This is a genomic window from Hydrogenophaga sp. Root209 (assembly GCF_001428625.1).
Lineage (GTDB): Bacteria > Pseudomonadota > Gammaproteobacteria > Burkholderiales > Burkholderiaceae_C > Hydrogenophaga.
Window position 1 is genome coordinate 630,195 of the sequence record NZ_LMIE01000029.1, and the last position, 26,977, is coordinate 657,171.

Below are 26,977 nucleotides of genomic sequence, written 5' to 3' on the forward strand. Positions count from 1 at the left end.
TCAGGCCCGCGGCACGCGAAACCAGAAGCAGGCGCCCTGCCCGGGCGCCGACTCGGCCCAGATGGTGCCGTTGTGCCGCTCGATGATGCGCGCCACGATCGCCAGCCCCACGCCCATGCCAGGCACGTCCGTGCCAGCGTGCAGGCGCTGGAACAATCCGAACAACTTGTCGGCCCGGGCCATGTCGAAGCCCATGCCGTTGTCGCGAACGAAATAGGCCCCTGTTCCGGTATCAAAGCCCACGCTCACCACCGGCCCGTTCTGGTGGCGCGAGTACTTCAAGGCGTTGTCCAGCAGGTTGCTCAGCACTTGCCGCAGCAGCGTGGCGTCGCCCAGAGCGTCGGGCAGGTGGCCCACGTCGATGCGGGCATTGGGCACCTGCGGTGCCAGCGCATCGGCCACCGTGCAGGCCAGCGCCGCCATGGGCACTGGTTGGGGCACGAGCTCGACTTGCACCACGCGCAGCAACTCCAGCATGTCGGTGATCATCTGCCCCATGTTGCGTGATGAGCGCGCGATGCGCTCGAACATCTGGCGCCCGTTCTCGCTCAGCCCGTCGGCCTCCTCTTCGGCGATCACCTGTGCGAAACCATTGACCGAACGCAGCGGCGCGCGCAAGTCGTGGGCGATCGAATACGAGATCGCCTCCATGTCCCGCATCGATCGTTCCAGCTCGGCCGTGCGCGCCTGCACGCGCTGCTCCAGGCTGGCATTGAGCGCGTGGATCTCCTCTTGCGCGGCGACGCGATCGCTGATGTCCAGGTGGGTGCCCGACATGTAGAGCGCCTGGTCGTCGGTGTCGCGCTGATGCACCCGGCCCCGGGTGTTGATCCATACCCAATGACCGTCCTTGTGTTTGAGACGGAGGTCGCAGTCGTAGAACGGCAGCTCGCCACTCAGGTGCCGTTCGCGCGCCTTGTTGGCCTTGACGAGGTCTTCGGGATGCACCCGACCGCGCCATGTTTCATAGGTGACCGGCTCCAGCTCCTGCAACGTGTAGCCCAGCATTTCGGCCCAGCGCTCGTTGATGGTCAGCGTCGATTCGGTGAGGTTGGTTTCCCAGATGCCCGGGCGTGTGGCGTCGAGCACCCAGGCCAGACGCTGGCGCTCCTCCCGCAGGGCCTCCTGGGTTGAGATGTAAGACGTCACATCGGTGAAGGTGCGCACCACACCCCCATCGGGCAAGGCCCACGAACGGATTTCCAGCGTGCGGCCGTCCTTGGTTTTGCGCCAGTAGTGATCGGGCAGGTGGATCGGATCGGGCTCCCCCAGGTAGCGTCGGGCCAGAGGATCCACCAACTGAAGCTGGGCGCCGAAATCGCCGCGATCGCGCTGGAACTTCACCACCTCCTCGTGTGTGGGTCGCCGGGCCAGCAATTCATCGGGCAGGTCCAGGAGTTCCAGCGTGCGCTTGTTGTAGAAGAGGATGCGCCCTTGCGCGTCCACCTTGGTCAGGCCCTGGCTGATGCTGTCCAGTGTGGCTTGCAGCGCCGCGCTCTTCTCGCTCAACAAGGCGCTGGTGGCCTCAAGCTGGTTGCGCGTGCGCTTGCGCTCCTGAAAGTTGCGCCAGGCCAGCACCAGCTGCCGCACGGCGCCCAGCAGGGGCTGCAGAAACTCGATGTCGGCTTCGCTGAAACCACCGGGCTGATTGGCCAGACCGACCATGGCCACCAGACGATCGCCAACGGCCAGAGGGATGCCCAGGAACGCATCCATGGGTGGATGCCCCGAGGGCATGCCGACGGCCCGTGGATCGTGGCGGGGATCGTTGGCGATCACCGGCTGCCCGCTCGTCATGGCGTGCCCGAACAAGGATTTGAGGTTGCTGAACGTCATGCCTGCATCGAGCTGTTCGGTGTACATCCGCCTGGACTCGACGTCCCACGAGATGTCGGTGATCGCATGGGTCTTCAGGTAGGGGTGATCGTTGACGTCGTACAGCACTTCGCCCACGAATCCGTAGCCACTGCCCGTGAGCTGCAGGAACGCATCCAGCAAGCCCTGGAAAGCGTCGCGTTTGTCCTCGGTTTGGATGAACACCGCCTGCGCTCGTCGCACCGCCTCCAGCATGCGCTGTTGCCGCTCAACGCGCTGCTCGGCCAGGCGCGCCTCGGTCACGTCGGTGGTAAAGCCGTGCCAGACCACCGAGCCATCGGAGTCCCGCTGGGGCACCGCCTCCACGCTGTACCAGCGCGTTCCGCGCCGGGGAAGCACCACCCGGTAGCCCTGCCGCCACAGGACCAGATCGCGGGACGCGGCATTCAACGATGCCACCACGGTGGGTCGATCGTCGGGGTGCACCCGATCAAACAGGATGCGCGCATTGCGCAACAAGTCCTCGGGTTCCACCTCAAGCATGTCGCGGACCGCGTCGTTCACATACGAGACCGTGCTCTTGCCGTGGGGTGTCAGGCGGGCGCGGTACATCATGCCGGGCACGCGAGCGGCAACACCTTGCAGCAGCTTGAGCTGTTCGCCGAGCCGCTCGGTGGCCTCGCGCTCGGGCGTGATGTCCTGCACCACACCAAAATCGATCTGGGGACTGCCCGCCACCGTGGTCTGGCTGATGCGGGAGCGAAACCAGCGCTGCTGACCATCGGACCTCAGCCAGCGGAATGCAACCTCGCGGCTGTCCAGCGCGGCCCGGGCTTCGAGCCAGGCAGGCATGTCGTCAGGATGAATGCCACCGCGCCCCACTTCCTTGGGGACCGGGTGCTGGTAAGGCACACCCGTGATGTCATACAGGCCAGGCGACCATTGCACATGCCCATGGTCCACGGCATCCGTCCAGTGCCCCACCCGGGCCAGCTTTTCGATGGCGACGTGCAATTCCACTCGCTGCTGCAATTCCACGTTGGCCTGTTTCAGGGCTTCGTTCGACTGGGCCAGGGCCGCCTCGGCCTCCTGCTCGCGCGTGGTTTCGGTGAAATAGACCAGCAACAGTTTGTCGGACCCGGCTTCCAGCGCGGTGGCGTGCATGCGCACCCGGTGCGCCAGTCCCCCCTTGAGGTGCAGCACCTGCGCTTCGTCCGGGCCGGGCAGGTCGTGCAGATACCGGTCGCGCTCGGCTGCGTCCCGCCAGTGCCCCAACTCGACCGTCGTGCGCCCGATGGCCTCTTCCCGCGACAAGCCGGTGATCTTCAGCCAGGCATCGTTGACCGCGAGCAGCCGGCCGTCGTGCCAGAGGGACACCGACGCCGGCAGCGGTGCGGCCATGAAGATGGCATCGAATGGGAGGTAGGAAGCCCCTGCCCAGGCGGGGACAGACGGTTGGAAGACCAGCTCGTTGGAGGCAGGGTCTGAGGCAGCTTCGGGCATGCGTGCTCTTTGGTGTGAGTCAACTGGTACTGGTTGTCCAGCATAGCTGGGTGACCATTCTCAGGCGGCAACCTCGGGCATCCGACATCCGACGCGCCCGTGGAGAACGTTGCCACCCTAATGTACGCCTCCAGGCAGGCGGCGGACAGCGCCCAGCTCACGGATCCGCAAAAGTCTGCCCGGGTTGCAACCTGGGTGACTCGGCAAAAGCCGCGCCCGAGCGCGGCCGGCTTCAGGGCGCGTCGCTGCCCGAGATGAGCAGTTGCGCCAGTCCATCGGGCGCGCGCACCGTGGCCGCCCGCACCCGCCACACCTGCCGCACCAGCGCGGGCGTCAGCACACGTGCCGGGTGCCCGCTGGCCTGCAGCACGCCGCCATCCAGCACCCAGACGCGGTCGGCGTAGCGCAGCGCCAGGTTGAGGTCGTGCAGCACCGCCACCACGCCCACGCCCCGTTCGCGCGCCCAGCGCTGCACGGTGCGCAGCGTTTCGTGCTGGTGGTGCAGGTCGAGTGCTGCCGTGGGTTCGTCCAGCATCAGCCAGCGCGGCGCGCCGTCGGCATCCGTGTCCCAGATCTGCGCCATGACACGCGCGAGCTGCACACGCGCTCGCTCGCCACCGCTGAGGCTGGCGACAGTGCGCTCGGCCAGCATCGCCACGCCGGTGTTCTGCATTGCCCCCTCCACAATCCCCGCCTCGTCACGCGAAGGCTGCTGGCGGTGCGGATAACGGCCCAGCGCCACCACCTCGTGCACGCGAAAGTCGAACGCCACGGCGCTCTCCTGCGGCAGCACGGCGCGCTGACGCGCCATGCGGTGCGCCTGGGCCGGATTCACGAGTTGTCCGTTGATCCAGACCGCACCCACGTCGGGCGCACGCAAGCCAGCCAGCACCGACAACAGGGTCGACTTGCCCGCGCCGTTGGGGCCAAGAATCGCGCCCACCTCACCCGCCGCGAGCCGCAGGTGCACGCCTTCGAGCAGGATGCTCGTGTCCGCATGCACGCCCACGCCACTGGCCCACAGACCCGCGGTGCCGCCATGCCCGGTGGGGGTGTCGTGCGAGTCGTCGTCCAGCCACAGCGGGCGTTCCCCGGCAGGCAGCCCGTCGCAGGCGCTGCGCCAGTCCGCGTCGAGCAGGCGCGCGTTCACAGCCGCCTCCCGTGCGCGCCGCGCAGCAACAGCAGGAAAAAGGGCACGCCGACCATGGCCGTGATCACGCCCAGCGGCAGCTCGGCCGGCTGCAGCACGGTGCGCGCGACCGCATCGGCCAACAGCACCAGCACCGCGCCCAGCAGCGCCGATCCGGGCAGCACCCAGCGGTGGTCGGGCCCACCCAGCAGGCGCACCATGTGCGGCGCCACCAGGCCCACGAAACCGATGATGCCGGTGGTGGCCGTGACGGCACCCACCACCAGCGCCGTGACCATGATGGCGATCAGCTTCACACGCTCCACCGGCACGCCCAGCAGCACCGCCTGCGCCTCGCCCAGCGCGAGTGCATTGAGCGCGCGCGCCAGTCCCAGACCGGCGCCACCGGCGATCAGCGTGATGGCGCCCACCAGCGCGACAGCGCTCCAGCGCGCGCCGCCCAGGCTGCCGAGCAGCCAGAACTGTAGATTGCGCAATTGCTCGTCCGTCGCGAGGAAGCTGAGCAGCCCCAGGCCGGCGCCGGCCAGCGCGTTGACCGCGATGCCGGCCAGCAGCATCAGCCCCACCCGCGTGCCGCCCTCGCCGCGCGAGAGCAGGTAGATCAGCACCGTGACCGACAGGCCACCGGCAAAGGCCATGAGCACCAGCGTCCAGCTGCCCAGTGCGCGCGGCAGATCGGGAAACCACAGACTGCCCATGACGATGCTCACGCCAGCGGCCAGCGCCGCGCCGCTGCTCACGCCGATGAGCCCGGGGTCGGCCAGCGGGTTGCGAAACAGACCCTGCATGAGCGCGCCGGCCAGACCCAGCCCGGCGCCCGCGGCCAGGCCCAGCACCAGGCGCGGCAGGCGGATGTTGAAGAACACCAGTTCGGCGCCGCGCTCTGCGCCGTCAACGCCGAACAACACGCCGGGCAAGGCGCTCAGTGGCAGGCTGTAGGCGCCCTGCCCTGCGGCCCACAGCAGGGTGGCGAGCAGCAGCAGGCCGAGCACGGCCAGCAGGCCCGGGCCACTGAGGCAGCGCGGGGTGCGCTGCCGCCCTGCGGTCACCGCGGTCGTTGACGCGTTCATTCGGTCACCTCCGTGCCGGGCGGGTGGCGGGCTGGTGCGCCGGGGCGCCACGGTGCCCGGTCGATCAGGTGCAGCACATGGCCGTCGATGTCGAGCAAGGTGCTCTCCCAGGCACACCAGTCCATCCATTGCGGAGTGTCGGAGCCCAGGCGCTGCGCGTGCAGCAGCGTGCGACCGGCCAGGCGCGTGCGGCAGGGCCGCAGCAAGGCGCTGCGCAGGCTGGCGTGCAAGTCATGAAGGCCGACCACCTCGACCCGGTGGTGTCCGGGTGCAAACGCGGTTTCACCGGGCGTTGGGTGCTCCCAGCGCCCGGGCCTTGCACCAAAGGCCCAGAGCTGCACGCAAAGAGAACCGTGGGTCAGGCGCGCGAACACGCCCGGCACATGCTGCTGGCCCTCGAAGCCCAGCACCTGCGTGTAGTCGGCCCACGCGCGCTGCAGATCGGGTGTGCGCAGGTTGACGACTGCGCTCATTGGAAACCTCCGTGCTGCGCACTGCGGTGCGAGCTTGCTTGGGAACGGCCCGGCGCTGCGCTCATGCCCTCACCATGCGTTCGTGCAGGCGCTCCACCACATCGGGCAGTCGCGGGCCGAAGCCCAGCAGCTCCAGAGCGTCCAGGTGCACCATCGCGCGTCGGGCGTGGGCGGGCGTGAGCGCGAGTTCGGGCCGTTGCCAGAACTTCGCCTCGCCGCCAATGGCCTCGATGCCTTGTGTGGTGGTCAGGATGATGTCGGGCGCGGCCTGGGCCATGGCCTCGGCCGTCATGGGCCGGTAGCCCTTGAAACCTGCGAGCGGGTTGCGCGCACCGATGAAACGGATCAGCGCATCCGCAGCGGTCTGCTCACCAGCGACCATCGGGCTGCCACTGTGCGAGAGCACGAACAACACGCGTGGCCCGGGACTCTTCGCGGCCTGCACACGCGCCGTCACCACCTGCCAGCGCGCGTCAAGTCGCGCCTGCAACTCGCGTGCCGCCGCCTCGCGGCCCGAGGCGCGGCCCACCGCCAGCACCTTGCGCCGCACCTCGTCCCAGCTGTGGTCCGCGTTCACCAGCTCCACGCGCACGCCGGCGCTGCGCAGTTGGTCGATCACCACCGGCGGGCCAGCGTCGGTGCCGGCGATCAGCGCGTCGGGCCGCAGCGCGAGCAGGCCTTCGGCCGAGAGCTGGCGCATGTAGCCCACCTTGGGCGTGGCCTGCGCCGCAACGGGGTAGAGACTGGTGGTGTCGGTGCCCACCAGCTGGTCTTGCGCGCCCAGCGCGTAGACCACCTCGGTGATGCCGCCACCCACGGTGACCAGGCGGGGCAGCGCTGTGCGCTCAGCGACGGGATCGGTGCTGCCCGGGCGGTTCGCAGCCGCAGGCGCAGCCATCAACAGCGACGGCCATCCAGCGGTTGCCGCTGCCGAGCCAGCCAGCGCGGCGCTCGAGAAGGCGCGCAGCGCGCGTCTGCGCGAGGTGTTCGCGGATGGAGAGAGTGGCGGCAAGGGTTTCATGGTGTCGGGTGCGGTTGGTGGAGGCGGGTGTCATGCGGCCACCGGATCGTGCGGCTGGCCCGTGGCCTGCAGGTGGCTCACGATGTGGCGCCACGCGGCGAGTTCGCTCTGGCCGGGCTTGCGCGCACCGAAAAACATGGCCATGAGTTCGCCCTGGGCATCGAAGGCTTCCACCGAGGTCACCACACCGTCGCTGGTGGGCTTCTCGACCACCCACACGTCCTGGATCAGGTCTTCGCGCAGGTGCAGGTTGAAGCCGGGGTCGAGCACGTTGAGCCAGGTCTTGCCTTGCGTTTCCATGGGCTCGATGCGCAGGACCGCTCCGGTGTGGATCTGGATGCAGCCCGGGCTGCCGACGAACACCATGATGGGTGTGCCGTCGAAGGCGGCCTCCATGAGCAGGCCGCGCACCGCGCCGGTCTGCACGCGGTGCGTGTAGCGCCCTTCAACCAGGTGAAAACCTTGCTGGCGCTCGATACCGAACTGTTTGAGCAGCGGAAAGAACTGATGCGTGTCGGTCATCGCGCCCCACGCGGCGGCGAACGCGGCCGCATCGGGCGCCGGCTGGGGCGCGGCCACGGCGGGCGCGGTGCGCGGCACGAAATCGCGCGCGGGCTGCGTGCCGGTGTGCTGCGCAATGACCTGCAGCCAGGCGGCCAGATCGGTCTGCTCGCGCACGAAGATCTTGTGCACCGCCACGCCGTGGCGATCGAAGAACTGCAGGCTGGGCGGTGCGGTGCCCGGGCCAGACTTCAGCGCCTCGGTGACCGCGAAGCCCGCATGCCACTGGTGGAAGAACAGGCGCAGGTCGATGTGTTCGCCCAGCGCCAGGCCCACGTGGCCACTGGCCGAGACCTTCTGGTACACGCCGGTCTTCTCGTGCACCACGGTCTCGTTGCGCGTGAGCGCCATCAGCGGCCCACACGCTTCGAGCGACTGCAGGAGGCCCAGCCAGTCGGGCTTGAGCGCGGCGGCGTGCAGGGGCGCGTTGACAGCGCCCTGGTGCGCGGCGATGGCAGCGCCCTCGCTCACGCCGATGGCTTCGGCCGCCTCCCGGGCGCGCAACCCCCTGCTGCGTGCGGTCTGAAATGCGGTTCGGATGTCCTGGATGCTCATGGTGGTGTCCTCGTGAGGTGGGGAAGGGGTGTCAGAAGGTCGTGACCAGTGCCACCGACAAGCTGCGACCGGGTGCGGTGTAGCTGTCGAGCGCGATGTCGCTGGCGGCGATGCCGCGTACGTTGGTCCACTCCCAGTACTTGCGGTCGGTCAGGTTGTGGACCGCGGCGCTCAGGCGCGTGGCCGGGCTGATCTGCCAGCTCGCGCGCAGATCCAGCGTGGTGTGGGCCGGCGTGGCGAACTGGTTGGCGGTGCCCGTGGTGTCGATGTCGCTGGCCGCCTTCTTCGCGCTGTGCGCCAGCGAAGCACCCACCGACCAGTCGCCCATGCGGTGATCCACGCCCAGCACCAGCTTGGCGGGGTTGACCGAGTTCAACGGCAGCCCACGCGCCGTGTCGGTACCCGTGGTCTGCCCGTAGGCCGCGCGCAGCGTGGTGCTGGCGGTGAGGCGGGCCGAGCCCTTGAGTTCAAAACCGCGCAGGGTGACCGCCTGGCGGTTGACCGACTGGAACTGAATCCTCGGCGTGGTCTGCACCGTCACCAGGTCTTCGATGAAGTCCTTGTAGCGCCCGGTGAAGGCCACCGCCTCCCAGTCAAAACCACCCACCAGGCCGCGCGTGCCCAGCTCCAGCGTGCGGCTCTTCTCCGGGCGCAGGTTGGGGTTGGGGATGGTCTCGTAGTTGCCGAACGGGTTCTGGAAGAAGTTGTTCAGCTGCAGCGGGTTGGGCGACTTGAAGCCCGCGGCCAGGTTGCCGAACAGGCTCCATTGATCGCTGCCGCGAAAGATCACGCCCAGCTTGGGTGTGACCGCATCGCTGGACAGCGAGGCCGGCTGCAGCGGATAGAGCGCGCTGGTGCGCGCGTCCAGCGACACGCGGTCGTAGCGCAAGGCCGGGATCACGCTCCAGCGGCCGCTGGCGAACTCGCTCTGCACGAACAGCGCCGAGGTGGTCTCCACCGTTTCGGGGAAGCGCTGCAGCGGGTAGGACTCATACACCGGGCCGTTGACGCCGGTGACCAGGTTGTCCAGGCTGGCGCGCGAGAGGTCAACGCCGTACACCAGCTTTTGCGACCAGTCGCCCCCCAGCGGACGCAGTTTTTCGGCCTGCAACACGGCTTGCACGATGCGCTCGCTGTAGGTCACGTCGCGCACCCGGTTGCGGGTGGCCGCGGGCTGAAGCGGACGGAACTCGTGCGTGGTCTCCCGGGATTCGGAGGACTGCAGCCCCACCATGGCGCGGATGTCGTCGGCCCAGGCCGAGACCACCGGGAAACGGCCGTCCCAGCTCACCCGGGTGCGCGTCATGTCGGAGGTGCCGTCCAGGTCGCCCACATGGGTGGGCGCCGAGACGACGGGCGCGCGACCGGTGTAGGCCTCGACCTCGCTGCTCTTGTCCACGTGCTCGGCGGTGAACACGTGGCGCTGGCCGCCGCCCGGCGTGAACACCAGCTTGCCCATGAGCGAGGTGTTCTTGTCCTTCTGCGGATTGGGCGCAGTGCGGGTGCTGTTGAGCGCGAAGTTGCTGCCCTGGTTGTCCAGTGCCTCGCTGCGCCCCATCTGCACGCTGCCCAGCCACTGCAGGCTGTCGCTGGCCACACCGGCCAGGGTGAGCCCGAGGCGGCGCGTGTCGTCCTGCCCGTCGTAGCTCAGACCGACGCGCCCGCCCAGCGTCTGCCCCGGCTTGAGCAGATCCTTGGGCTCGGTGGTGAGCATCGCGACCATGCCGGCCAGGCCATCTGAGCCATACAGGGCCGAGCTCGCGCCGCGCAAGATTTCCACGCGCGAGATCAGGCCGAGGTCGTAGTAATCGCGACCGAAGGCCGCCGGGCCGAAGACGCCGCTGCTGAGTTCGCGCGGCACGCGGATGCCGTCGATGGTGAGCAGCACGCGGTTGCCCTCCAGCCCGCGGATGTTGAAACCCGCGTTGCCGTCGCGCCCGACGTTGCCGGTGACACCGCCGAAACGCACCGGTGCGCGCTTCACACTCACGTTGGGCAGTTCCTGCACCAGATCGCGGATGTTCTGCACCCGAGCCGGGTCCAGGTCTTCACCATCGAGCACGTCGATGGCGGCGGGCACTTCGTCCAGCACGCGCTCGCTGCGCGCGCCACTGATCACGACCTCGCGCAAGGCGCTGGTGTGGCCGGCTTGTGCGACGGTGGTGGTAACGGCATCGGCCGCACCTTGCGCCTGTGCGGGCCCGGCCATGAGGACGGCGCAGGCCACGGCGAGCGGGCTGAAGGCAAACGGAGAAACGGGAACGGCGAAGCGGGGAACGGCAAAGCGGGTGAGGGTCACGACGGCACCTGGATCCAAGGGTTGGAGGACAAGGCTGGCGTCACGACCGCGGGTGCTGTGCCCGGATGCTGGCTGGCTGAGAACCTCGGATCATATACGAACGATTCTCATTTGCAAAGCAGTTCGGCTCCACACGCCCACCCGCCATGGCGCTGCGCCCCCGGTGGCCCATCGCGGTCCATCTACAATTCGCGCCCCCTTCCCTCCCCCGAACCCCGACCCATGCACATCACCGTCAACCCGGACCTCAAAGCCTACATAGACCCCCTGACGCCGGACGAATTCGAGGCGCTGGAGCGCAGCATCCTGAGCGAGGGCTGCCGCGACGCGCTGGTGCTGTGGGGTGACGTGCTGATCGACGGACACAACCGCTACGGCATCTGCCAGCAACACGGCCTGCCGTTTCAGACGGTGCAGAACACCCACTTCCAGTCGATGGAAGACGTGCACCTGTGGATGATCGACCAGCACCTGGGGCGGCGCAGCGTCTCGGACTTCCAGCGCGGCGTGCTGGCTTTGCGCAAGCGCGAAATCATGGCCGAGCGGCGCTCGCGCTTTCTGGCCTCGGCCCCGGCGCCCGACGACGTGGCGGCCGATGAGACAAGCCCACTCCCGCCGCCGGACAACCCGGTGGCGCCGGCGCCCAAGCCGCTGCACAGCCGCGAAGACATTGCCAAGGCCGCGCGGTTGAGCAGCAGCCAGGTGGTGCAGATCGAGAAGATCCAGAAGCAGGCCACGCCCGAGCTGGTGGAGGCGCTCAAGGCCGGCACCATTTCACTCAACGCCGCGGCCGCCGTGGCCGGCCTGCCGGTGGACGAGCAGAAGGCCGCCGCCCTGGCCGGCAAGGACGAACTCAAGCTGGCGGCCAAACGCGCGCGCGAATCGCGCCGCAAACCACCCGAAGCAGGCGACGAAGCACCCACGTCTTCACCCTCCGATGAACTCGCGGCCCTGCGCCTGAAGGTGGCTGAGCTGCAGGCAGACAACACCGCGCTGCGCGCAGAAGTGGCTGCGCTGCGCCTGCAGCTGGACGCGCAATCCGCCTGAGCGGGGCCGCGGACACTCGTAAGCTTGCAGCCAAGGAGGTGGCCGACGATCTGGCCTCAACATGCCTGCAAACCAAGCTGATCTGGCCGAGCCCGGTGCGGCACCCGAAACCGAGGTGCCCGCCCCTGCGGCCGACACCGAATCGGGTCTCTCAGCAGACCAGGCCGCCCACCGCCTGGCCGAAGACGGCCCCAACGCCCTGCCCGGCGGCCAGCGCCGCTCCTTGCTGTCGATCGCCGTGGCAACCGTGCGCGAGCCGATGTTCCTTTTGCTGCTTGGGGCGGGAACCCTCTACCTCGTCTTCGGTGACCTGCAGGAGGCTTTGACGCTCTTCGGGTTCGTGGTCGTCACCCTGGGGCTCACCCTGTACCAGGAGGGCAAGACAGAGCGCGCCATCGAAGCTCTGCGCGACCTCACGAGTCCGCGCGCGCTGGTCATCCGAGACGGCCAACCTCAACGCATCGCCGGGCGCGATGTGGTGCGCGGCGACCTGCTCAAGCTGAGCGAGGGTGACCGTGTGCCGGCCGATGCCCTGCTGGTTTCTGCCGACGGCGTGCGGGCCGATGAATCGCTGCTGACGGGCGAGGCTGTTCCGGTGGGCAAACGGGTGGCGCAGCCCGATGAACTGGCTGTCGCGCAGAAGCCTTCCAACACCGCGCGCGTCGTACCTGGCGGCGACGATCTGCCTGTGGTCTACGCGGGCACGCTGATCGTGCAGGGCAACGCGCTGGCGCGTGTGACAGCCACAGGCGCGCGAAGCGAGATCGGCCGCATCGGTACCTCGTTGGGCACAGTGGAGAACGAACGTTCTCCACTGCAGAAGCAGACCACCCGGCTCGTGCGCAACCTGGCCTTGCTGGCGCTGGCGCTCAGCCTGTTGCTGGTGCTGGTTCACGGGCTGATCAAGGGCGACTGGCTGCAGGCGCTGCTGGCTGGCATCGCCCTGGCCATGGCTCTGCTGCCCGAGGAATACCCGGTGGTGCTGACGGTGTTTCCGGCGCTCGGCGCTCGCCGACTGTCCAGGGAAGGCGTGCTCACCCGGCGCATCAACGCCATCGAGACGCTGGGCGCCACCACGGTGCTGTGCAGCGACAAGACGGGCACGCTGACCGAGAACCGCATGACGGTGACGCACCTGGTTGCCGGCGGTGTCGATCTCACCGAGAGCCTCGCGCTGGATTCGCTGACCAAAGACAAGTCGACCGAAGGCCCGTTGCCCGAGGCCTTTCACGCCCTGGTGGAGCTGGTGATCCTGGCCAGCGTGGTCGACCCCTTCGACCCGATGGAGAAGGCCTTCCACCAACTCGGCGAGCGCTTCCTCGCCGACACCGAACACCTGCACCACGACTGGCGTCTGGTGCATACCTATGCGCTCAGTCCCGCACTGCGAGCGATGTCGCATGTGTGGGCAGCGCCAGCTGACGGTGTTCAGACCGTGGCGGCCAAGGGCGCGCCCGAGGCGGTGATGGACCTGTGCCATCTCGACGATGCGCAGAGGTCCCGCGTCGGTAGCGCGGTCGAGGAGTTGGCGGCCCAGGGACTGCGCGTGCTGGCGGTCGCGCGCGGATCGATCGCGGGGCAGGACTGGCCGGCAGACGAGCACGGTTTCGATTTCGAGTTCGTCGGGCTGCTCGGCCTGGCCGACCCGGTGCGCGCAGAAGTGCCTGCCGCCGTGGCCGAATGCCGTGCCGCCGGTATCCGTGTGGTCATGATCACGGGCGACTACCCGGCCACGGCGCGAGCGATCGCCCATCAGGCCGGACTTGCCGAGCGCGACGGTGATGTATTGACCGGCGACGAGATCGCAGCGCTGGGCGACGAAGAACTGCGCGAACGCATGGCCACCGTCACCGTCTGTGCCCGAATCGCTCCCGAGCAGAAACTGCGCATTGTCCAGGCGCTGAAGGCCCGGGGCGAGATCGTGGCGATGACGGGTGACGGCGTGAACGACGCCCCGGCTCTGCGCGCGGCGCACGTGGGTGTGGCCATGGGCAGGCGCGGCACCGACGTGGCCCGCGAGTCGGCTTCGCTGGTGCTGATCGACGACAACTTCGCAGCCATCGTCGCCGCGGTGCGTCTGGGTCGCAGGATCTTCGACAACCTGCGCAAGGCCATGTCATACATCCTCGCGGTTCACGTTCCCATCGCCGGCATGGCGATGCTGCCGGTGATGTTGGGTTGGCCGGCCTTGCTGTTCCCGATGCACATCGCCTTGCTCGAACTCATCATCGACCCGGCGTGCTCGATCGCTTTCGAGAACGAGCCTGCGGAAAGCGACGTGATGCAGCGCCCCCCGCGTGACGCCGCCGCGCACCTGTTTGGCGGCGCCACCCTGGGCCTGGCGCTGGTTCAGGGTCTGGGCGTGCTGGCCGTCGTCATGGCCGCATTCGCATGGGCCAGTGCGCGCATCCCCGAGCCCGAGGCCCGGGCCTTTGCGTTTGCCACCCTGGTCGTGGGCAACCTGACCCTGATCCTCTCCAACCGTTCGGCCACCCGCTCGCTGTGGGCAACGCTGCGCACGCCGAACTGGACGCTGTGGGGGGTGCTGGGTCTGGCCAGCGCGCTGTTGCTGGCTGCGCTCTACGTCCCCTGGGCTGTCGGGGTGCTGCGATTCGCGCCTCTGCCGGCCCACGAGCTGGCCGCCGCCTGCGCTCTGGGCTTGCTGAGCGTGCTGTGGTTCGAAGGCATCAAGTGGGCCCGCCGAAGATCAGGCACTGTTTCAGCTCGTGTGGCACGCAAGGTTTGATCCCTCTGCGATCCTGCCGAAACGACCCAGCCCCACCTCCACCAAACCTTCAGCACGGCGAAGCAGGAACAGCACATCCAACCCCATGCGCTGCGCCATGGCCAGACCTTCATCGGAGCCTGCCACCAGCAAGGCCGTGGCCCAGGCGTCCGCCTGCATGCAGGTTGGCGCCAGCACGGTGACCGATGCCACGGCGTTGTTCACCGGGGCACCGCGGCGCGCGTCCATGGTGTGTGCGATGCGTGCATCGCCTACCTTGACGTAGCGCCGGTAGTCGCCCGAGGTGGCCACGGCCAGATCCTCCAGTTCGATGACCCCATACACCGCGCGGCGCCCATCCTCGGGGCGTTCGAGCGCCACAGCCCAGGGCACGCCGCAGGCCTGGCCGCCCACGGCGCGCAGCTCGCCATCCAGGGCAGCCAGCGCATGGCGCACACCGTGCTGTCGCAGCACGGTTTCCATGCGATCCACCGCGTAGCCCTTGGCAATGCCGCACAGGTCGAGTTGCAAGGGCGCACGCTTGCGGGCACGCCCTTTGGGCCCATCCAGCTCCAGGCACCCGTGTGCTGCGCGCGGCATGGACTGGCGAGCGGCCCGGATCGCTTGCGCGTCCGGCGCATCGCGCACCGCGCCAAACCCCCAGGCATTCACCAGCGCCCCAACACACGGATCGAACGTGCCTGCGCTCAGGCGGTGGACATCGAGCGCACAGCCCAGCACCTTCAGAATTTCAGCGGGCAGCTCCAGCCAGTCGTCCACGGGCGCGCGGTTCAGGCGCATGAGGTCGCTGTCCGGTTTCCAGGGCGACATCTGCTCGTCTACCTGCTCCACCGCAGCGGCGAGGTCCTGGTGCAGGGCCGCCATGTCCAGGGTGTTGTCGGCGTCGACACTGGCAGACCAGCGCGTGCCCATGGTCGGGCCGTGCAGCGTGGTGCGCTTGCAGGGCACAGCGGGCTCAGAAGACATCTTCGGCATAGCGCTCCTTTGCTTTCAGCGTCGATACGCTCAACGTCAGGGGCGCCAGCACCTCGTCCAGCGTCTCGGCCACGCCCTGCGCCATGGCGCGGCTTCCGCAGACACGCACGATGGCGCCCTGCGTCACCCATTCGCGCAGTTGCCGGGCGTCGCGGCGCAGGGCGTCCTGCACGTATCCGCCGCCGTTGGGCACGCGGGAGAAGACGGTCTGCAAAGTCGAGAGGCGCCCCTCGATGAGCCAGCGCTGAATGTCGGGACCGAAGTAGAAATCCCGGGCCGGGTCACGCCCACCAAAGTACAGGTGCATGGGGCTGCGTCTGTCATTGCGGCGGATGAAGCCGGCCAGCGGCGCCACGCCTGTGCCCGCGCCGATCAGCAGCACCGGCCGCCGCGTTCGTGGCAGTGCAAAGCCGGGGTTGGGCCGGACAAAGGCGGTGATGCTGTGGCCCATCTGCAAGCCCAACAAGTGCGTGGAGCACAGGCCGCCGGGCATCTGGCGCACGCAGATTTCCAGAAACCCGTCTTCCCAGCCCGAGGCCAGCGAGTAGTAGCGCGGCACGGCCGAGCCCGGCGGCACGATGCCCACGAGATCACCCGCTTCAAACCGCGCCAGGCCGTGGCCGCGCAGGCGGTCGCCCAGACCTGGCACGGGCCACGCAAAGCGCAGGATCGCCGTGGCTTGCCCGGTGGTACCTGGATAGTCCCGGCGCTCTGTGAGCGTGAGCGCTGCGGTTTGGGGCACGCGCGGCACATGCTCCAGCACGAGGGGTTCGCCAAGCGTCTTGGCCAGGGCAATGCCCCAGCCCGCGAACTGCTGGCCCGATTGTTGGTGGATGCACTCCAGCGGCAGCAGCGCGGGCCAGCCCTGTGTGCGCAGCGTCTGATCCAGTGCCTTTGCAAAGGCGCAGAAGGCGGGGTACTGCCGGTCGCCAAAGCCCACCACCGTCACCGGCACAGCGCTGACGGGGAGCTTGCCGATGTGCTGCAAGGCGTGGCTGGCGTGGGCCGGTGCCTGTCCGTCGCCGTAGGTTGCCGCGAGCACAAACACCTGCCGCGTGGCGGCCGTGGTTCGAAAGTTCTCCAGCGCCGTGCTGTGAACGCGGTGGCCGCCCTGGCTCAGCGCGTCCTGCAGTGTCTGGGCGAAACCCCAGGTGCTGCCGCCTTCGCTGGCAACGAAGATGAGCACGTCGGCCTGGGCCAACGGGGCGTTGCCCGTGATGTGGGGCGCCTGGCGGCGTGCCTGCCACCAGATGACAACGCCCGACAGCCAGAACAGCAGCACACTGGCGCCCACGAGCCCGAGCACCACGGCCCAGGGCCAGGCCGCTTCGCCCGTGTGCAGCACCACGGCCAGGTCGTAGACGCGCTGGGCAAACGTTGTGTCCTGCCAGGCCAGCATCTGGCCCGAGTACCGATCGATCCAGCCTTGACCCTGGGCAGTGACGACCTTCCAGGTGTCTTCCGGGTCGGTGTTGCTGGGTATGTTCAGCTTGCGCAAATCCTGCATGGCAAGACCCTGCAGCGCGGCAAGCTGGGCGCCGCGCAAGGCAGGCTTGCCTGTGACCTCCGAAATCACCTCAGGCTCGGTCCTGGTGTCCAGCGCCACCAGTCCCAGTGTCGAGGCGCTCATGGTCAGCGCCGTGAGCGATGTCAGGCACAGGACAGCCAGCACCACACGGCCCGTGACCACGTGGATGCGCTGCGCCAGCGATCCCCGCACCCGCGCAACCAGCCGCCGCCAGCCACCCATGCGCTGCAGCAGCAACACCAGGGCAGAGACGCACAACGCGCCCATGGCCAGCGCGATGCCCGCTGCACCCCAGCGCCCGGCGTCGCCCAACAGCAGCGAGCGGTGCAGGTTCTTCACCCAGCGCGGCATGGCCGAGGGTTGCCACGCACCCAGCACCCGGCCATCGGCCGGATCCACGTAAGACGCCTGGGGTTGGTCGCCGGAAAAGCCGAACACGACGATGGCACCCGAGGGCAGGTGGCGAATTTCCTCCACACCCGGCACGGTGCGCGACACCTGCTCCACCAGCGTGGCCACGGGCAAATCGCCCGGTGCGGCGGGTGCCTGCCACGCCTGCTGCACCGGATCGATGGCCAGGATGGCGCCGGTGACGCCCAGTACCACGGCCAGGGTGCCCGCGGTCAGGCCCAGCCAGCGGTGGACTGCTTTCCAGCTCATGCGAGCCCCATCACTGGAGCTGGAAGGTCGCCGACTGGATGTACTGCTTGCCGGTCTGCGGCTTACCCACGTTGGCCTTGGTCAGCGGGATGCGGACCTCGGACGGGCTGTCGCGCATGTCTTCCACAGCAGCGTCGATGCGGATTTCGTATCCCGCGTCAATCAACGCATCCGCCAGATCGGCCGTGACCTTGAGGGTGCGCCCCGCGCCCACGCTGGCGCCGGTGACGCCGTCCAGGCGCTTGGCGTCACCGGCGGAGAGGCGGCTCCAGTCAGACAAATGCTTGTGGTACTTCGCCTTGCCGCCGGCCACCCACAGCGTGCGCACATACGCGCCTTTGGCATCGGTCAGGTACGCCGCCAGGTAGGCGCCGTCGCCGCCGTAGCTCTTGAGCTGTGCGGTCAGCGTGAGCGGGCGGCTGTGCGCCAAGGCGGGAAGGGCCAGCGCACAGGCGGTGGCCACCAGGGTCAGAAGAGGTTTGGACATGGCGATGCTCCTGTAGAAATGGGGATTACTTGATCTGTCCGAGCGGCGCCGTGCCTGGGGTCAACGAAGACGATGGCGCGACACCCTCCTCATCACGATCGCGTTCCCGTGCACGCTTGTGGTCCTCGTGCTTCACCTTCAGCACCTTCAGGGTTTCCGGGTCGATCTTGGCTTTGAAGGTGCGCCCTTGGACATCCGTGCCACGAATCTCATAGCAGCCGTCGTCGATCTTCAGCCGCTGGATCTGCCAGCCCTGTGCGGCGGCCATTTGCCGCACAGCATCGCGCGTCTGCCAGCGATTGAGCGGCGCATCGCAATCGTCACCGGCCCATGCGGTCAGGACGGCCAGGCCCAGCGGCAGAGCCAGCAAGCCCTGGCGCAATGAGGCGTGGTACTTCATGTGAGGCTCCTGTACAGCGGTTGGCGCATGACGGTGGATACGCAAGAGGCCTTATGCTGAGCCCGCGCGGTCCATGGCGCGTTGACCTGGGTCAAGCCTTGGAGCATTCGAGGAGGCCGCGCTCACAGAACGAGCGCCGAGACGCAGGCGAAGTAGATGAGCAAGCTGAGAACGTCCTGCACGATGGTGGCCAGCGGTCCGCTGCCGTAGGCGGGATCGGTCCCGACACGGGCCAGCAGCCATGGCAGCAGCAACCCCAGGACCGATGCCACCATGCTGGCGCCCGCCAGGGCCAGTGCCACGGCGGCGGCAAGGCGCAACTCGTCGAAAGCCAGCCATACCATCGGGAACGCGAGCAGCGCAAGAACGAGGCCGATCAGCGCGCCGGTTCGCAATTCCCCGCCCAGAAGTCTTGCCAGGCTGACATGACTGAGCGAAAGGCCGCGCACTGCCACGGCCTCGCTCTGCGTACCGATGGCATCGGCCAGATAGACCAGCCCCGGCACAAAGAACGCCAACGCGGGCTTGGCCGTGAGCGCCGATTCGAAGTGTGCGACGACGACGGTCGCGACCATGCTGCCTCCCAACCCCACAACGAGCCAGGGCAGCCGATGGCGAAGCCTGCGCATTGGCGGCTCCTCCATGGCCTCGCGAGCGTGATCCGACTCGCTCGTGATACCGGCCAGGCGGTGCAGATCTTCGACGTGTTCTCGCCGCAGGATGTTCATCAGCCTCGTCGGGCCGACCACGCCGATCAGGCGGCCTGTCTCGTCGACCACCGGCAAAGCGGCGACACCATGGTGCAAGGCGATCGACGCCATCTTTTCCTGGTCAGTGCCGGGCAGTACGCAGACACGTTCGCGTCGGGCCACCCGGCCCAGCTCGGTGGTGTCAGGCAGCGCCAGCAATTCGGCGGGCGTCAGCGTTCCGAGCAAGCGTTCGTTGCTGTCGATCACGCACACGAGTTCCCAGGTGGTGTTCTGCGCGTCGCGGATACGCGAGAGCACTGCCTGGGCTGTGTCCCTGGCATCGGCCAGCACAGCGTGAGCGCCGATGTGGTCTGTGGAAGTCTTTCGCACCCTGCGACTGTGCAGTATCGTGACTCGATTCGCCAGTGCCGCAGCCACTGGGGCCAGGCGGCACGCCGTTTGCTCTGAATACAACCGCTTCAAACCGACAAGGAGTCAACACGATGGCACAGTTTGAGCCCCACTTGAGTTTCAACGGCACTCGCGCCGAGGCCATGCGTTTCTCTGAAAAGACGCTGGGCGCCAAGATGGAGCGCTTGGGCGAGGGTTGATTCAAATCCCGTTGGTGCCGGGAGCCTGGGTGCTGGCCGCGGCAGGACGCAGCGGAAGGCGCCACAGGCGTGAGGCGCGACCAACGAAGACGCCGGTGAATGCGCCGTACAGCGCAGCGACGCACAACACGTACGGTGTTTCCTGGACCAGTTGCGGCTCCATGGCGAGATCCACCCCGACCACATACTTCACCAGAAATATCCCCACGATCAGCAACAGGGGACGGAGCTCCCCGGCAGGCGATACAAGCCCCGCGTCGGGTCGTATTTCGCGGCGTTGCGGCCGCGCGCGAACAGGGCGAAGGCGAGGGCTGCGGCAAGCAGCCAAGCCGACATGGACAGGGCCCGGTGAGGCGTTGCGCCCAAGGCCGAGAATGTGCCCGACACCGAGAGGATGGTCATCACCAAGGGCAGCAGCGACACACGTGCCAGACTGGCTGTGCGCTCGCGCAGCTGGCTGATGCCCAGCGCGAGCAGAGCAGCGAGCAGGCCCCACACCCATATCGGTGTGTTGCGCAGGATCGGGACCAAGGCATCGGGATGGTTCGCAACGAGTTGCAGCAGCATGGGGTTTGCGCAAGGAGATGGGTTGAAGAGGAAGACCGAGGTCGCACTGTGCACGGCGCGATCGCAAAGAGACATCCCGCTGCGACGAAACCCCGGCATCGCGCCGCGAACCGCCTCAAAACAGGAGTGAGTCGCGTTGCCCGCGCCGGAGATCGCTGGTCGTTGTCAGAGCGCCCCGCCACGCGACGGCGAAAGGCTCCCTCATCGATCAACGCATTCAGCGTGCCCGGATCAGCCGGTTTGACGAAGTGAAAATCAAAGCCGGCCGCCTTTGATGCTTCTCTGGCCTCTTGCTGTCCCCAGCCAGTGAGGGCGATCAACAACAAGTCGCCGCTTGCACGCGTTTCGCGCAGACGTCGAGCCAGCTCGACGTCCGACATTCCGGGCATTCCAAGATCGAGAACCGCGACCTCAGGCTACACCGTGCCTATCGCGTTGAGCGCCTCTGCGCTATCGAATGCCACCACGGTTTGATGGTCGTAATACTGCATTGCCTCGCCCAGCAGGTTCGCCGCGTCCTCGTTGTCATCAACGATGAAGACCTTGATCCGGCCTCTTTCCGCCCTGCTCATGTGCCATCCCCTGCCAAGCTGTTTTGACTGACCATCTGCGTACAAAAAATCAATGCTCGGACGCTCGTCGGTGCGGGCCCGCAACGCTCTTCGATCCATTTGTGGCATCAGGAGAACGCTATGGCAGACGCACCCGTCAAACGAGAAGGCGATGATTCGCAAGGCCAGAAACCGCGAACCACACACTCGCCTCCACCCCAAGAAAAGCAAGGAGGCAAACGTCCTCCTGTGAAGCGCGGCGAACGGCCTATTGCGGATGTCGACCGCAAGGTTCGCGGCGGTGACGCGTAGGTCAGTTCGCGGTGATCTTCCGCTCGCGCACGATGGCGCTCCACTTGGCGTCTTCCTTCTTCATGAAGGTGTTGAGCTCGGCGCGTGTCGTGGGCTGGGGGGTGAGGCCGTGCTGGTTGAGGGCGGCCTTCACTTCGGCGTTGTTGAGCACCTTGACGATCTCCTGATTCCAGCGCTCAAGCAGCGGTTCCGGCGTCTTGCCCGGCGCCACGAAGGCGTACCAGTTCAGGGCTTCAAAACCCGGATACCCCGATTCGGCGACGGTGGGAATGTTGGGCAGATAGGCCGGGCGGGTCAGGCCGGTGGTGGCCAGCGGGACGAGCTTGCCGGCTTCGATGTGGGGCAGAGCGGTCGGCGGCGCAGAGAAGTAGGAAGCGATGCGCTCGCCGAGCAGATCCTGCAGCGCAGGCGCTCCGCCCTTGTAGGGCACATGCACCATGTCGATGCCCGCGCGCTGGTTGAAAAGTTCACCGGCCAGATGGGACGCCGAACCGGCTCCCGTGGACGCAAAGTCCAGGCTGCCGGGCTTCTTCTTTTCAAGCGCCACGAACTCGGCCAGGTTCTTCACCCCCAGCGCCTTGTGCGCCACCAGCACATTGGGGAAGTTCACACCCCCCGAGATGGCGGCCAGGTCTTTGAAAGGGTCGTAGGGCACTTTCATGATGTGCGGGGCGATGGTCAGGGGTCCGATGGAGCCAAACAACAGAACCGATCCGTCGGCCGCCGCGTTGGCGACGAACTGGTGCGCGATGTTGCCGCCCGCGCCGCCCCTGTTGTCAATCACCACCGACTGGCCGATGTTCGCCGCCAGCTTCTTTGCGATCAGGCGCGCCGCTGCATCCGCAGCGCCGCCAGCGGCGAAACCCACCACCAGCGTGACCGGCTTCCTGGGCGGAAAGTCTTGCGCCTGCAAGGTGCCTGCGAGCATCAGGGTGGAGGTGGCGAGCACGGTGGCGCGCAGCAGTTGTCGTTTGTTCATCGTGGTTCTCTTTCTGGGTCAATGATTTGTTCTGTCGAAGGTCAGTCAGCACTCAATCCAATGGGATTGGGCAAGCGCTTTTCCACCGCATGCCGCAGCAGCGAAGCCGTGCGAAACACCCCGTGCGCAAACTTGCCGTAGGGCAGCGTGGCAAAGAGGGCCATGACCGCGCCGAGGTGCAGGCACAGCAGCACCGCGAGGGTCGGTGTGCCGCGCCCCAGCCACAGCGCCAGGCCCGTGGCGCTCGTGAGGAACAGCAGCGCGATGAAACCCAGGTCCATGGGCTTTTGCGCCACGTTGCCGTGCAGCGGATGGCGGCGCAGGTTGAGCCACCCCAGGCCGGCGGTGCCGATGAGCAGACTCACGCCGCCCACCACGCCGAGCAGCTTGGGCAGACTGGGCAGCTCGTAGGGCGCGACCCAGCCGAAGACGTAGTGGTAGACCGTGGCCACGCTGGTGGCGGCGAAGCACAACATGAAGCCGTAGAAGGTGAAGTGGTGGAAGCGGCGGCGTGAGAGTGTGTAGGCGTCGTCCTCGTTGTGGCAGCCCTCGCCATGGCCACCGTCGAGGTACTTCAGGCGCAGCGCGTCGTGTGTGGCTTCGGTGGCGGCAGGCAGGTTCAGCGGTGCGCCGCTGGTGGCGGGGGTCACGTCGCGCCAGAAGCGGGTCACACCCATGCCGAGCGCGAACACCACGAACAGGAACACCGGCGCGAACATGCTCACCAGCAGGTTGTGCGGGAACAGGTTGTAGAAGTTGCCGGCCAGGTCGGTGGGCCACAGGCTGCCCTTCATGGCCACCGCGAGCAGCAGGAACAGCGCGAGGCCGGCGGCGAGCGCGACCGACAGCGTGAGGCCGTTGCGTTGGTAGAGCTTTCCCAGCGCGGGTGGCCAGGCGTAGTCGGCGTAGGTCTGCCCCCGCACGGTGGCCATGGCCTGCGGCACGTTGACCGCAAACTCGTGCGGTGGCGCGTACTGGCAGGCGTGCAGGCAGGCGCCGCAGTTGTGGCACAGGTTGGCCAGGAAGTGGATGTCGGCCTTGCCGAATTCGAGCCGGCGCGTCATGGCCGGAAACACGGCGCAGAAGCCTTCGCAGTAGCGGCAGGCGTTGCAGATCTGCATCTGGCGCGCCACCTCGGCTTCGGGCGCTGAGAGCACGATCTCGCCGTGGGCGAGCGCGCGCGCGTCGCGCGTGAGGGCTTCAAGCGCGTGCATGTTGTGCTCCTTCGGCTGCGGTGCGCACGGCGCGGGCAGCCAGCGCCGCCTGGGTGCCGGCGATGCGCCCGAAGGCGGTGCCGATCGACATGCCCACGCCGGCGGTGTAGCCCTGGCCGAGCACGTTACCGGCCATCATCTCGCCGGCCACAAACAGGTTGCTGCTGGGCTGGTCGTTGAAACGCACGGCGGCGGTGTCGTCGGTGCGCAGGCCGAGGTAGGTGAAGGTCACGCCGGGGCGCAGCGCGTAACCGTAGAAGGGCGCGGTGTCGATGGGCCGGGCCCAGTGGGTCTTGGCAGGTGCCAGGCCCTCGGTGTGGCAGTCGTCGAGCGCGGTGTGGTCGAAGGTGCCGACACGGCAGGCGGCGTTGTAGTCGTTGAGGGTCTGCATGAAGGTGTGTTCGTTCAGGCCGAGCTGGCGCGCGAGCTCGGGCAGGGTGTCGGCTTTCACGCCGGGAAACACCGGCGGCATGAAGCGGCCGATGGCTTTGGCGTCGATGATCGAATAGCCGATCTGCTGCGGCTGCTGCGCCACGAGGCGGCCCCAGATGGCGTAGCGCTTGGGCCAGAAGTCTTCGCCTTCGTCGTAGAAGCGCCGGGCCTCCTGGTTCACCACCACGCCAAGCGAAACGCAGTCAATGCGCGTGCAGATGCCGCCGTCGTACAGCGGCGCGCGCGCATCGATGGCGACCATGTGGGCCTGGGTCGGGTCGCCGATGCGATCGGCGCCGTGGTCGTCGAGCAGGTGGCGCAGCAGCACGCCCTGGTTGTAGGCGGTGCCGCGGATCAGGAAGTTGTCGGCTGGCCACTCACCGCGCTCGTTCTGACCCCAGGCTTCGCGCAGCCACGCGCGGTCGGACTCGAAACCACCGGCGGCCAGCACGCAGGTGCGCGCGCTGATGCGCTCACCGGCCCGGGTGTGCGCCGCCACGAATTGCCCGTGCTCGATGTCGATGCGCTCCACCGGGGTTTCGTAGCGGATCTGCACGCCCAGTTTTTCGGCGCTGCGGTAGTAGGCGTTCACCAGGGCCTTGCCACCGCCCATGAAGAAGGCGTTGGTGCGTGCCACATGCAGCGCGCCCGAGAGCGGTGGCTGGAAGTGCACGCCGTGGCTGCGCATCCAGTCGCGGCAGTTGGACGAAGCGCGGATGGTCAGGCGCGCCAGGTCTTCATTGGTCTTGCCGCCGGTGACCTTGAGCAGGTCCTGCCAGAACTCTTCTTCCGGGTAGGCGTCGATGAGCACGTCCTGCGGAGCGTCGTGCATGCAGCGCAGGTTGCGCGTGTGGCCCGAGTTGCCTCCGCGCCAGGCGCGCGGCGCGGCTTCGAGCAGCAGCACGCTGGCGCCGGCCTCGCGCGCCATCAGGGCAGCGCACAAGGCGGCATTGCCACCGCCGATCACCAACACATCGGGTTCCACATTCGCTCCTTGCCACGCGCCGGAAACGCCCGGCCGTGGGGAGCACTGTAGAGATTCAACCCCCGCGGGTGAACCCCGGTTGGGTCATGAGGCCATCACGATTCGTGATGCCAAAGCCGCGTGCCGGGCCAGTGCCCGCCGTCCACCAGCAGCTTCACCGTGTCCCGGATCACCACCCGCGTGGCCAGCGCCCCGGGCGAGAGCTCGTCTTCCGACAGGCTGCACAGCAGGTTGACGCGGCTGACCTGCGCGTCGTCGATGTGCACCAGCACAAAGCGCTGCTCGGCGTCGGGGAAGCGGCCCACGGCGGCGCGCGGTTGCAGGGTGGCCCCCAGGCCGGCGTCCACCGCGGCCATCAGCATGGCCAGCGAATCCACTTCGAGCGCCACATTGGGCACCACGCCGGCGCGGGCGAAGGCGGTGTCCAGCGTGCTGCGCAGGCCGTGCGGCCCGGTCGGCAAGATCAGCGGCTCGTCACCCAGTTCGGCCAGCGTCATGCCGGGTGAGCGGGGCCGGGCGTCCTGACGCTGACCAATCAGAAACAGGTCTTCCGACAACAAGGGTTGCACCTGCCACATTCGGCTGCCGGGTGCGTCGGGATGGGTCTGCAGGCGCGCGTCGAACAACACGGCAAGGTCGAGTTCGCGTGCGTTGAGCAAGGATGCGAGGTGGCCCGACATGCTCTCCACCATGTGCAGTCGCACGTCCGGGTATCGCGCTTGCATGGCCTGCATGAGTGGCAGGCCCAGCATGGCTGCGGTGGTGGGCGCCAGGCCCACGCTCACCGTGCCCGAGAGGCGGGCCTGCTGTGCGGCGCGCACCGCCTGCGCGGCGTGGCGCAACGTGAGCTGGGCCTCGCGGAAAAACGCGGCCCCGGCTTCGGTGGGCACCACGCCGCGCGGCGTGCGCTGCAGCAGTCGGGTGCAGAGCTCGCCCTCCAGCCGGCTGATCTGCTGGCTCAGCGCAGACTGCACCATGTTCAGGTCAAGCGCGGCCCGTCCCATGGAGCCCAGCTCCACCACCCGAACGAAATAACGCAGTTGTCGAAGTTCCAAGCGGCGCTCTCCGGCATTCCCATCACACATCGTGATGCCCGCAATGATCGCACGTGCGCCCTGCTCCCACTGGCCCGGGTTCGCCCTGTCGCACAGGCGTGAGCCGATCGGCACACCCATCTGGAACAATCCCCGCATGACCAACACCCCCACTTCCGACGGCCGACCGGACGATCCGGCCGCCGCACCCGATACGCCCTACGCGCTGCAATACCCCTGCGGTGAACCGCCCGCGCCGGGCGAGGTGCGCGAAGTCGCGCCCGGCGTGCTGTGGCTGCGCATGCCCCTGCCGTTCGCGCTCAATCACATCAACCTCTGGGCCGTGGCCGACGAGGACGAACAGGGCCCGGGCTGGGCTGTCATCGACACCGGCACCAAGACACCCGAGGCGCTGGCCGCCTGGCGCCAGCTGATCTCACCCGACGGCCCGCTGGCCGCCACGCCCCAGGGCGCGCGCATCACGCGCATCTTCTGCACCCACATGCACCCCGACCACGTGGGCATGGCGGGCTGGCTCACGCGCAAGTTCCAGTGCCGGTTGTGGATGACACGGCTCGAATACCTCACCTGCCGCACCCTGGTTGCCGACACCGGCCGCGAGGCGCCCGAGGAGGCCATCGGCTTCTACCGCCAGATGGGCTGGAACGAGGAGTCACTGGACATCTACCGCACCCGCTTCGGCGGCTACGGCAAGTACATGCACGCGCTGCCCGACAGCTTTCGCCGCCTCACCGACGGCGAGACGGTGCGCATCGGCGCGCACGACTGGCGCGTGATCGTCGGGCGTGGCCATTCGCCCGAACACGCATGCCTGCTGAACGACGACCTGGGCGTGCTGGTCTCGGGCGACCAGGTGCTGCCGCGCATCTCGTCAAACGTGAGCGTCTTCCCCACCGAGCCCGACGCCGACCCGCTGGGCGACTGGATCGCCAGCATCGAGCACCTGCGCGCCACGCTGGGCGACCACCTGCTGGTGCTGCCGGCGCACGGTGAGCCCTTCCGCGGCCTGCACGCGCGCCTGGACCGCCTGGCCCATGGCCACGAGCGCGGCCTGCAACGCCTGCGGCGCACCCTGGCCGAGTCGCCCAAGCGCACGGTCGACGTGTTCGGCGCCCTGTTCGCCCGTTCGATCGACGCCAACGGCGAGCTGCTGGGCATGGCCACCGGCGAAGGCGTGGCCCACCTCAACCACCTGCTGGTGCGCGGCGAAGCCGTGCGCGAAACGGGTGAGGACGGCGTGTACCGCTACCGCATGAAATGACACGCGGGCCTCGGTCGGGAATGCTGCTTGC

20 protein-coding genes and 1 pseudogene are annotated in these 26,977 nt (G+C 67.9%); 3 read left to right on the plus strand and 18 right to left on the minus strand.

The window, feature by feature from the left end; genetic code table 11:
* The 7 genes from ASE11_RS16505 to ASE11_RS16535 form a co-directional block, all read right to left on the minus strand.
* Complete coding sequence (locus tag ASE11_RS16505; protein ID WP_056273908.1) at window positions 1–3,318, minus strand: PAS domain-containing protein; 3,318 nt, start codon at window positions 3,316–3,318, stop codon at window positions 1–3.
* Window positions 3,319–3,550: 232 nt separating this feature from the next.
* Window positions 3,551–4,468 (minus strand): heme ABC transporter ATP-binding protein, encoded by a 918-nt coding sequence (locus ASE11_RS16510; RefSeq protein WP_056273910.1) that lies wholly within the window; start codon window positions 4,466–4,468, stop codon window positions 3,551–3,553.
* A complete protein-coding gene (locus ASE11_RS16515; protein WP_056273914.1) occupies window positions 4,465–5,538 on the minus strand; it encodes a FecCD family ABC transporter permease in 1,074 nt (357 codons plus the stop codon). Before ASE11_RS16515 ends, ASE11_RS16510 begins: the two co-directional genes overlap by 4 nt.
* Complete coding sequence (locus ASE11_RS16520; RefSeq protein WP_056273918.1) at window positions 5,535–6,011, minus strand: hypothetical protein; 477 nt, start codon at window positions 6,009–6,011, stop codon at window positions 5,535–5,537. Before ASE11_RS16520 ends, ASE11_RS16515 begins: the two co-directional genes overlap by 4 nt.
* 61 nt (window positions 6,012–6,072) lie before the next feature.
* Window positions 6,073–6,909: a heme/hemin ABC transporter substrate-binding protein gene (locus tag ASE11_RS16525; protein ID WP_414842464.1), complete on the minus strand. Its 837-nt coding sequence runs from the start codon at window positions 6,907–6,909 to the stop codon at window positions 6,073–6,075.
* Between the two features lie 153 nt (window positions 6,910–7,062).
* Window positions 7,063–8,148, minus strand: coding sequence for a hemin-degrading factor (locus ASE11_RS16530; protein ID WP_056273925.1), 1,086 nt, complete (start codon window positions 8,146–8,148; stop codon window positions 7,063–7,065).
* Window positions 8,149–8,179: 31 nt separating this feature from the next.
* The gene (locus ASE11_RS16535; RefSeq protein ID WP_156406379.1) at window positions 8,180–10,447 is read right to left on the minus strand and encodes a TonB-dependent hemoglobin/transferrin/lactoferrin family receptor; all 2,268 of its coding nucleotides are present in this window, start codon (window positions 10,445–10,447) and stop codon (window positions 8,180–8,182) included.
* Between the two features lie 222 nt (window positions 10,448–10,669).
* Here ASE11_RS16535 and ASE11_RS16540 point away from each other — a divergent pair, with 222 nt between their 5' ends.
* Together ASE11_RS16540 and ASE11_RS16545 are read left to right on the plus strand one after the other, a co-directional pair.
* Window positions 10,670–11,494, plus strand: a complete 825-nt coding sequence (locus ASE11_RS16540) for a hypothetical protein (protein ID WP_056273932.1) — start codon at window positions 10,670–10,672, stop codon at window positions 11,492–11,494.
* A gap of 61 nt (window positions 11,495–11,555) precedes the next feature.
* Window positions 11,556–14,240, plus strand: coding sequence for a cation-translocating P-type ATPase (locus ASE11_RS16545; protein ID WP_082585776.1), 2,685 nt, complete (start codon window positions 11,556–11,558; stop codon window positions 14,238–14,240).
* Here the strand turns inward: ASE11_RS16545 and ASE11_RS16550 are convergent.
* From ASE11_RS16550 to ASE11_RS16605, 11 genes and pseudogenes are all read right to left on the minus strand, one after another.
* A complete protein-coding gene (locus ASE11_RS16550; RefSeq protein ID WP_056273937.1) occupies window positions 14,214–15,215 on the minus strand; it encodes an FAD:protein FMN transferase in 1,002 nt (333 codons plus the stop codon). The genes ASE11_RS16545 and ASE11_RS16550 overlap by 27 nt on opposite strands.
* Entirely contained in the window at window positions 15,196–17,403 is a 2,208-nt protein-coding gene (locus ASE11_RS16555) for a PepSY domain-containing protein (RefSeq protein ID WP_056273942.1), read from the minus strand. Before ASE11_RS16555 ends, ASE11_RS16550 begins: the two co-directional genes overlap by 20 nt.
* Window positions 17,404–17,413: 10 nt before the next feature.
* Window positions 17,414–17,890 carry a DUF2271 domain-containing protein gene (locus ASE11_RS16560; RefSeq protein WP_056273946.1) on the minus strand — a complete coding sequence of 159 codons (477 nt, stop codon included), beginning with the start codon at window positions 17,888–17,890 and terminating at the stop codon, window positions 17,414–17,416.
* Between the two features lie 25 nt (window positions 17,891–17,915).
* Complete coding sequence (locus tag ASE11_RS16565) at window positions 17,916–18,290, minus strand: PepSY domain-containing protein (RefSeq protein WP_056273951.1); 375 nt, start codon at window positions 18,288–18,290, stop codon at window positions 17,916–17,918.
* Window positions 18,291–18,412: 122 nt separating this feature from the next.
* Window positions 18,413–19,369 (minus strand): magnesium transporter, encoded by a 957-nt coding sequence (locus ASE11_RS16570; protein WP_164474146.1) that lies wholly within the window; start codon window positions 19,367–19,369, stop codon window positions 18,413–18,415.
* 222 nt (window positions 19,370–19,591) lie between these two features.
* Window positions 19,592–20,256: pseudogene (locus tag ASE11_RS27135) on the minus strand (DUF6622 family protein).
* Between the two features lie 317 nt (window positions 20,257–20,573).
* Window positions 20,574–20,891: a response regulator gene (locus ASE11_RS16585; RefSeq protein ID WP_056273962.1), complete on the minus strand. Its 318-nt coding sequence runs from the start codon at window positions 20,889–20,891 to the stop codon at window positions 20,574–20,576.
* 130 nt (window positions 20,892–21,021) lie between these two features.
* Window positions 21,022–21,999, minus strand: coding sequence for a Bug family tripartite tricarboxylate transporter substrate binding protein (locus tag ASE11_RS16590; protein ID WP_056273966.1), 978 nt, complete (start codon window positions 21,997–21,999; stop codon window positions 21,022–21,024).
* 41 nt (window positions 22,000–22,040) lie between these two features.
* Window positions 22,041–23,213 (minus strand): tricarballylate utilization 4Fe-4S protein TcuB, encoded by a 1,173-nt coding sequence (gene tcuB / locus ASE11_RS16595; protein ID WP_056273971.1) that lies wholly within the window; start codon window positions 23,211–23,213, stop codon window positions 22,041–22,043.
* The gene (tcuA, locus tag ASE11_RS16600; RefSeq protein WP_056273975.1) at window positions 23,200–24,630 is read right to left on the minus strand and encodes an FAD-dependent tricarballylate dehydrogenase TcuA; all 1,431 of its coding nucleotides are present in this window, start codon (window positions 24,628–24,630) and stop codon (window positions 23,200–23,202) included. Before tcuA ends, tcuB begins: the two co-directional genes overlap by 14 nt.
* Before the next feature lie 95 nt (window positions 24,631–24,725).
* A complete protein-coding gene (locus ASE11_RS16605) occupies window positions 24,726–25,685 on the minus strand; it encodes a LysR substrate-binding domain-containing protein (protein ID WP_056274337.1) in 960 nt (319 codons plus the stop codon).
* Between the two features lie 136 nt (window positions 25,686–25,821).
* On the opposite strand from ASE11_RS16605, the gene ASE11_RS16610 reads away from it, so the two are divergent.
* Window positions 25,822–26,946, plus strand: a complete 1,125-nt coding sequence (locus ASE11_RS16610) for an MBL fold metallo-hydrolase (protein ID WP_056273979.1) — start codon at window positions 25,822–25,824, stop codon at window positions 26,944–26,946.
* Window positions 26,947–26,977 lie beyond the last annotated feature (31 nt).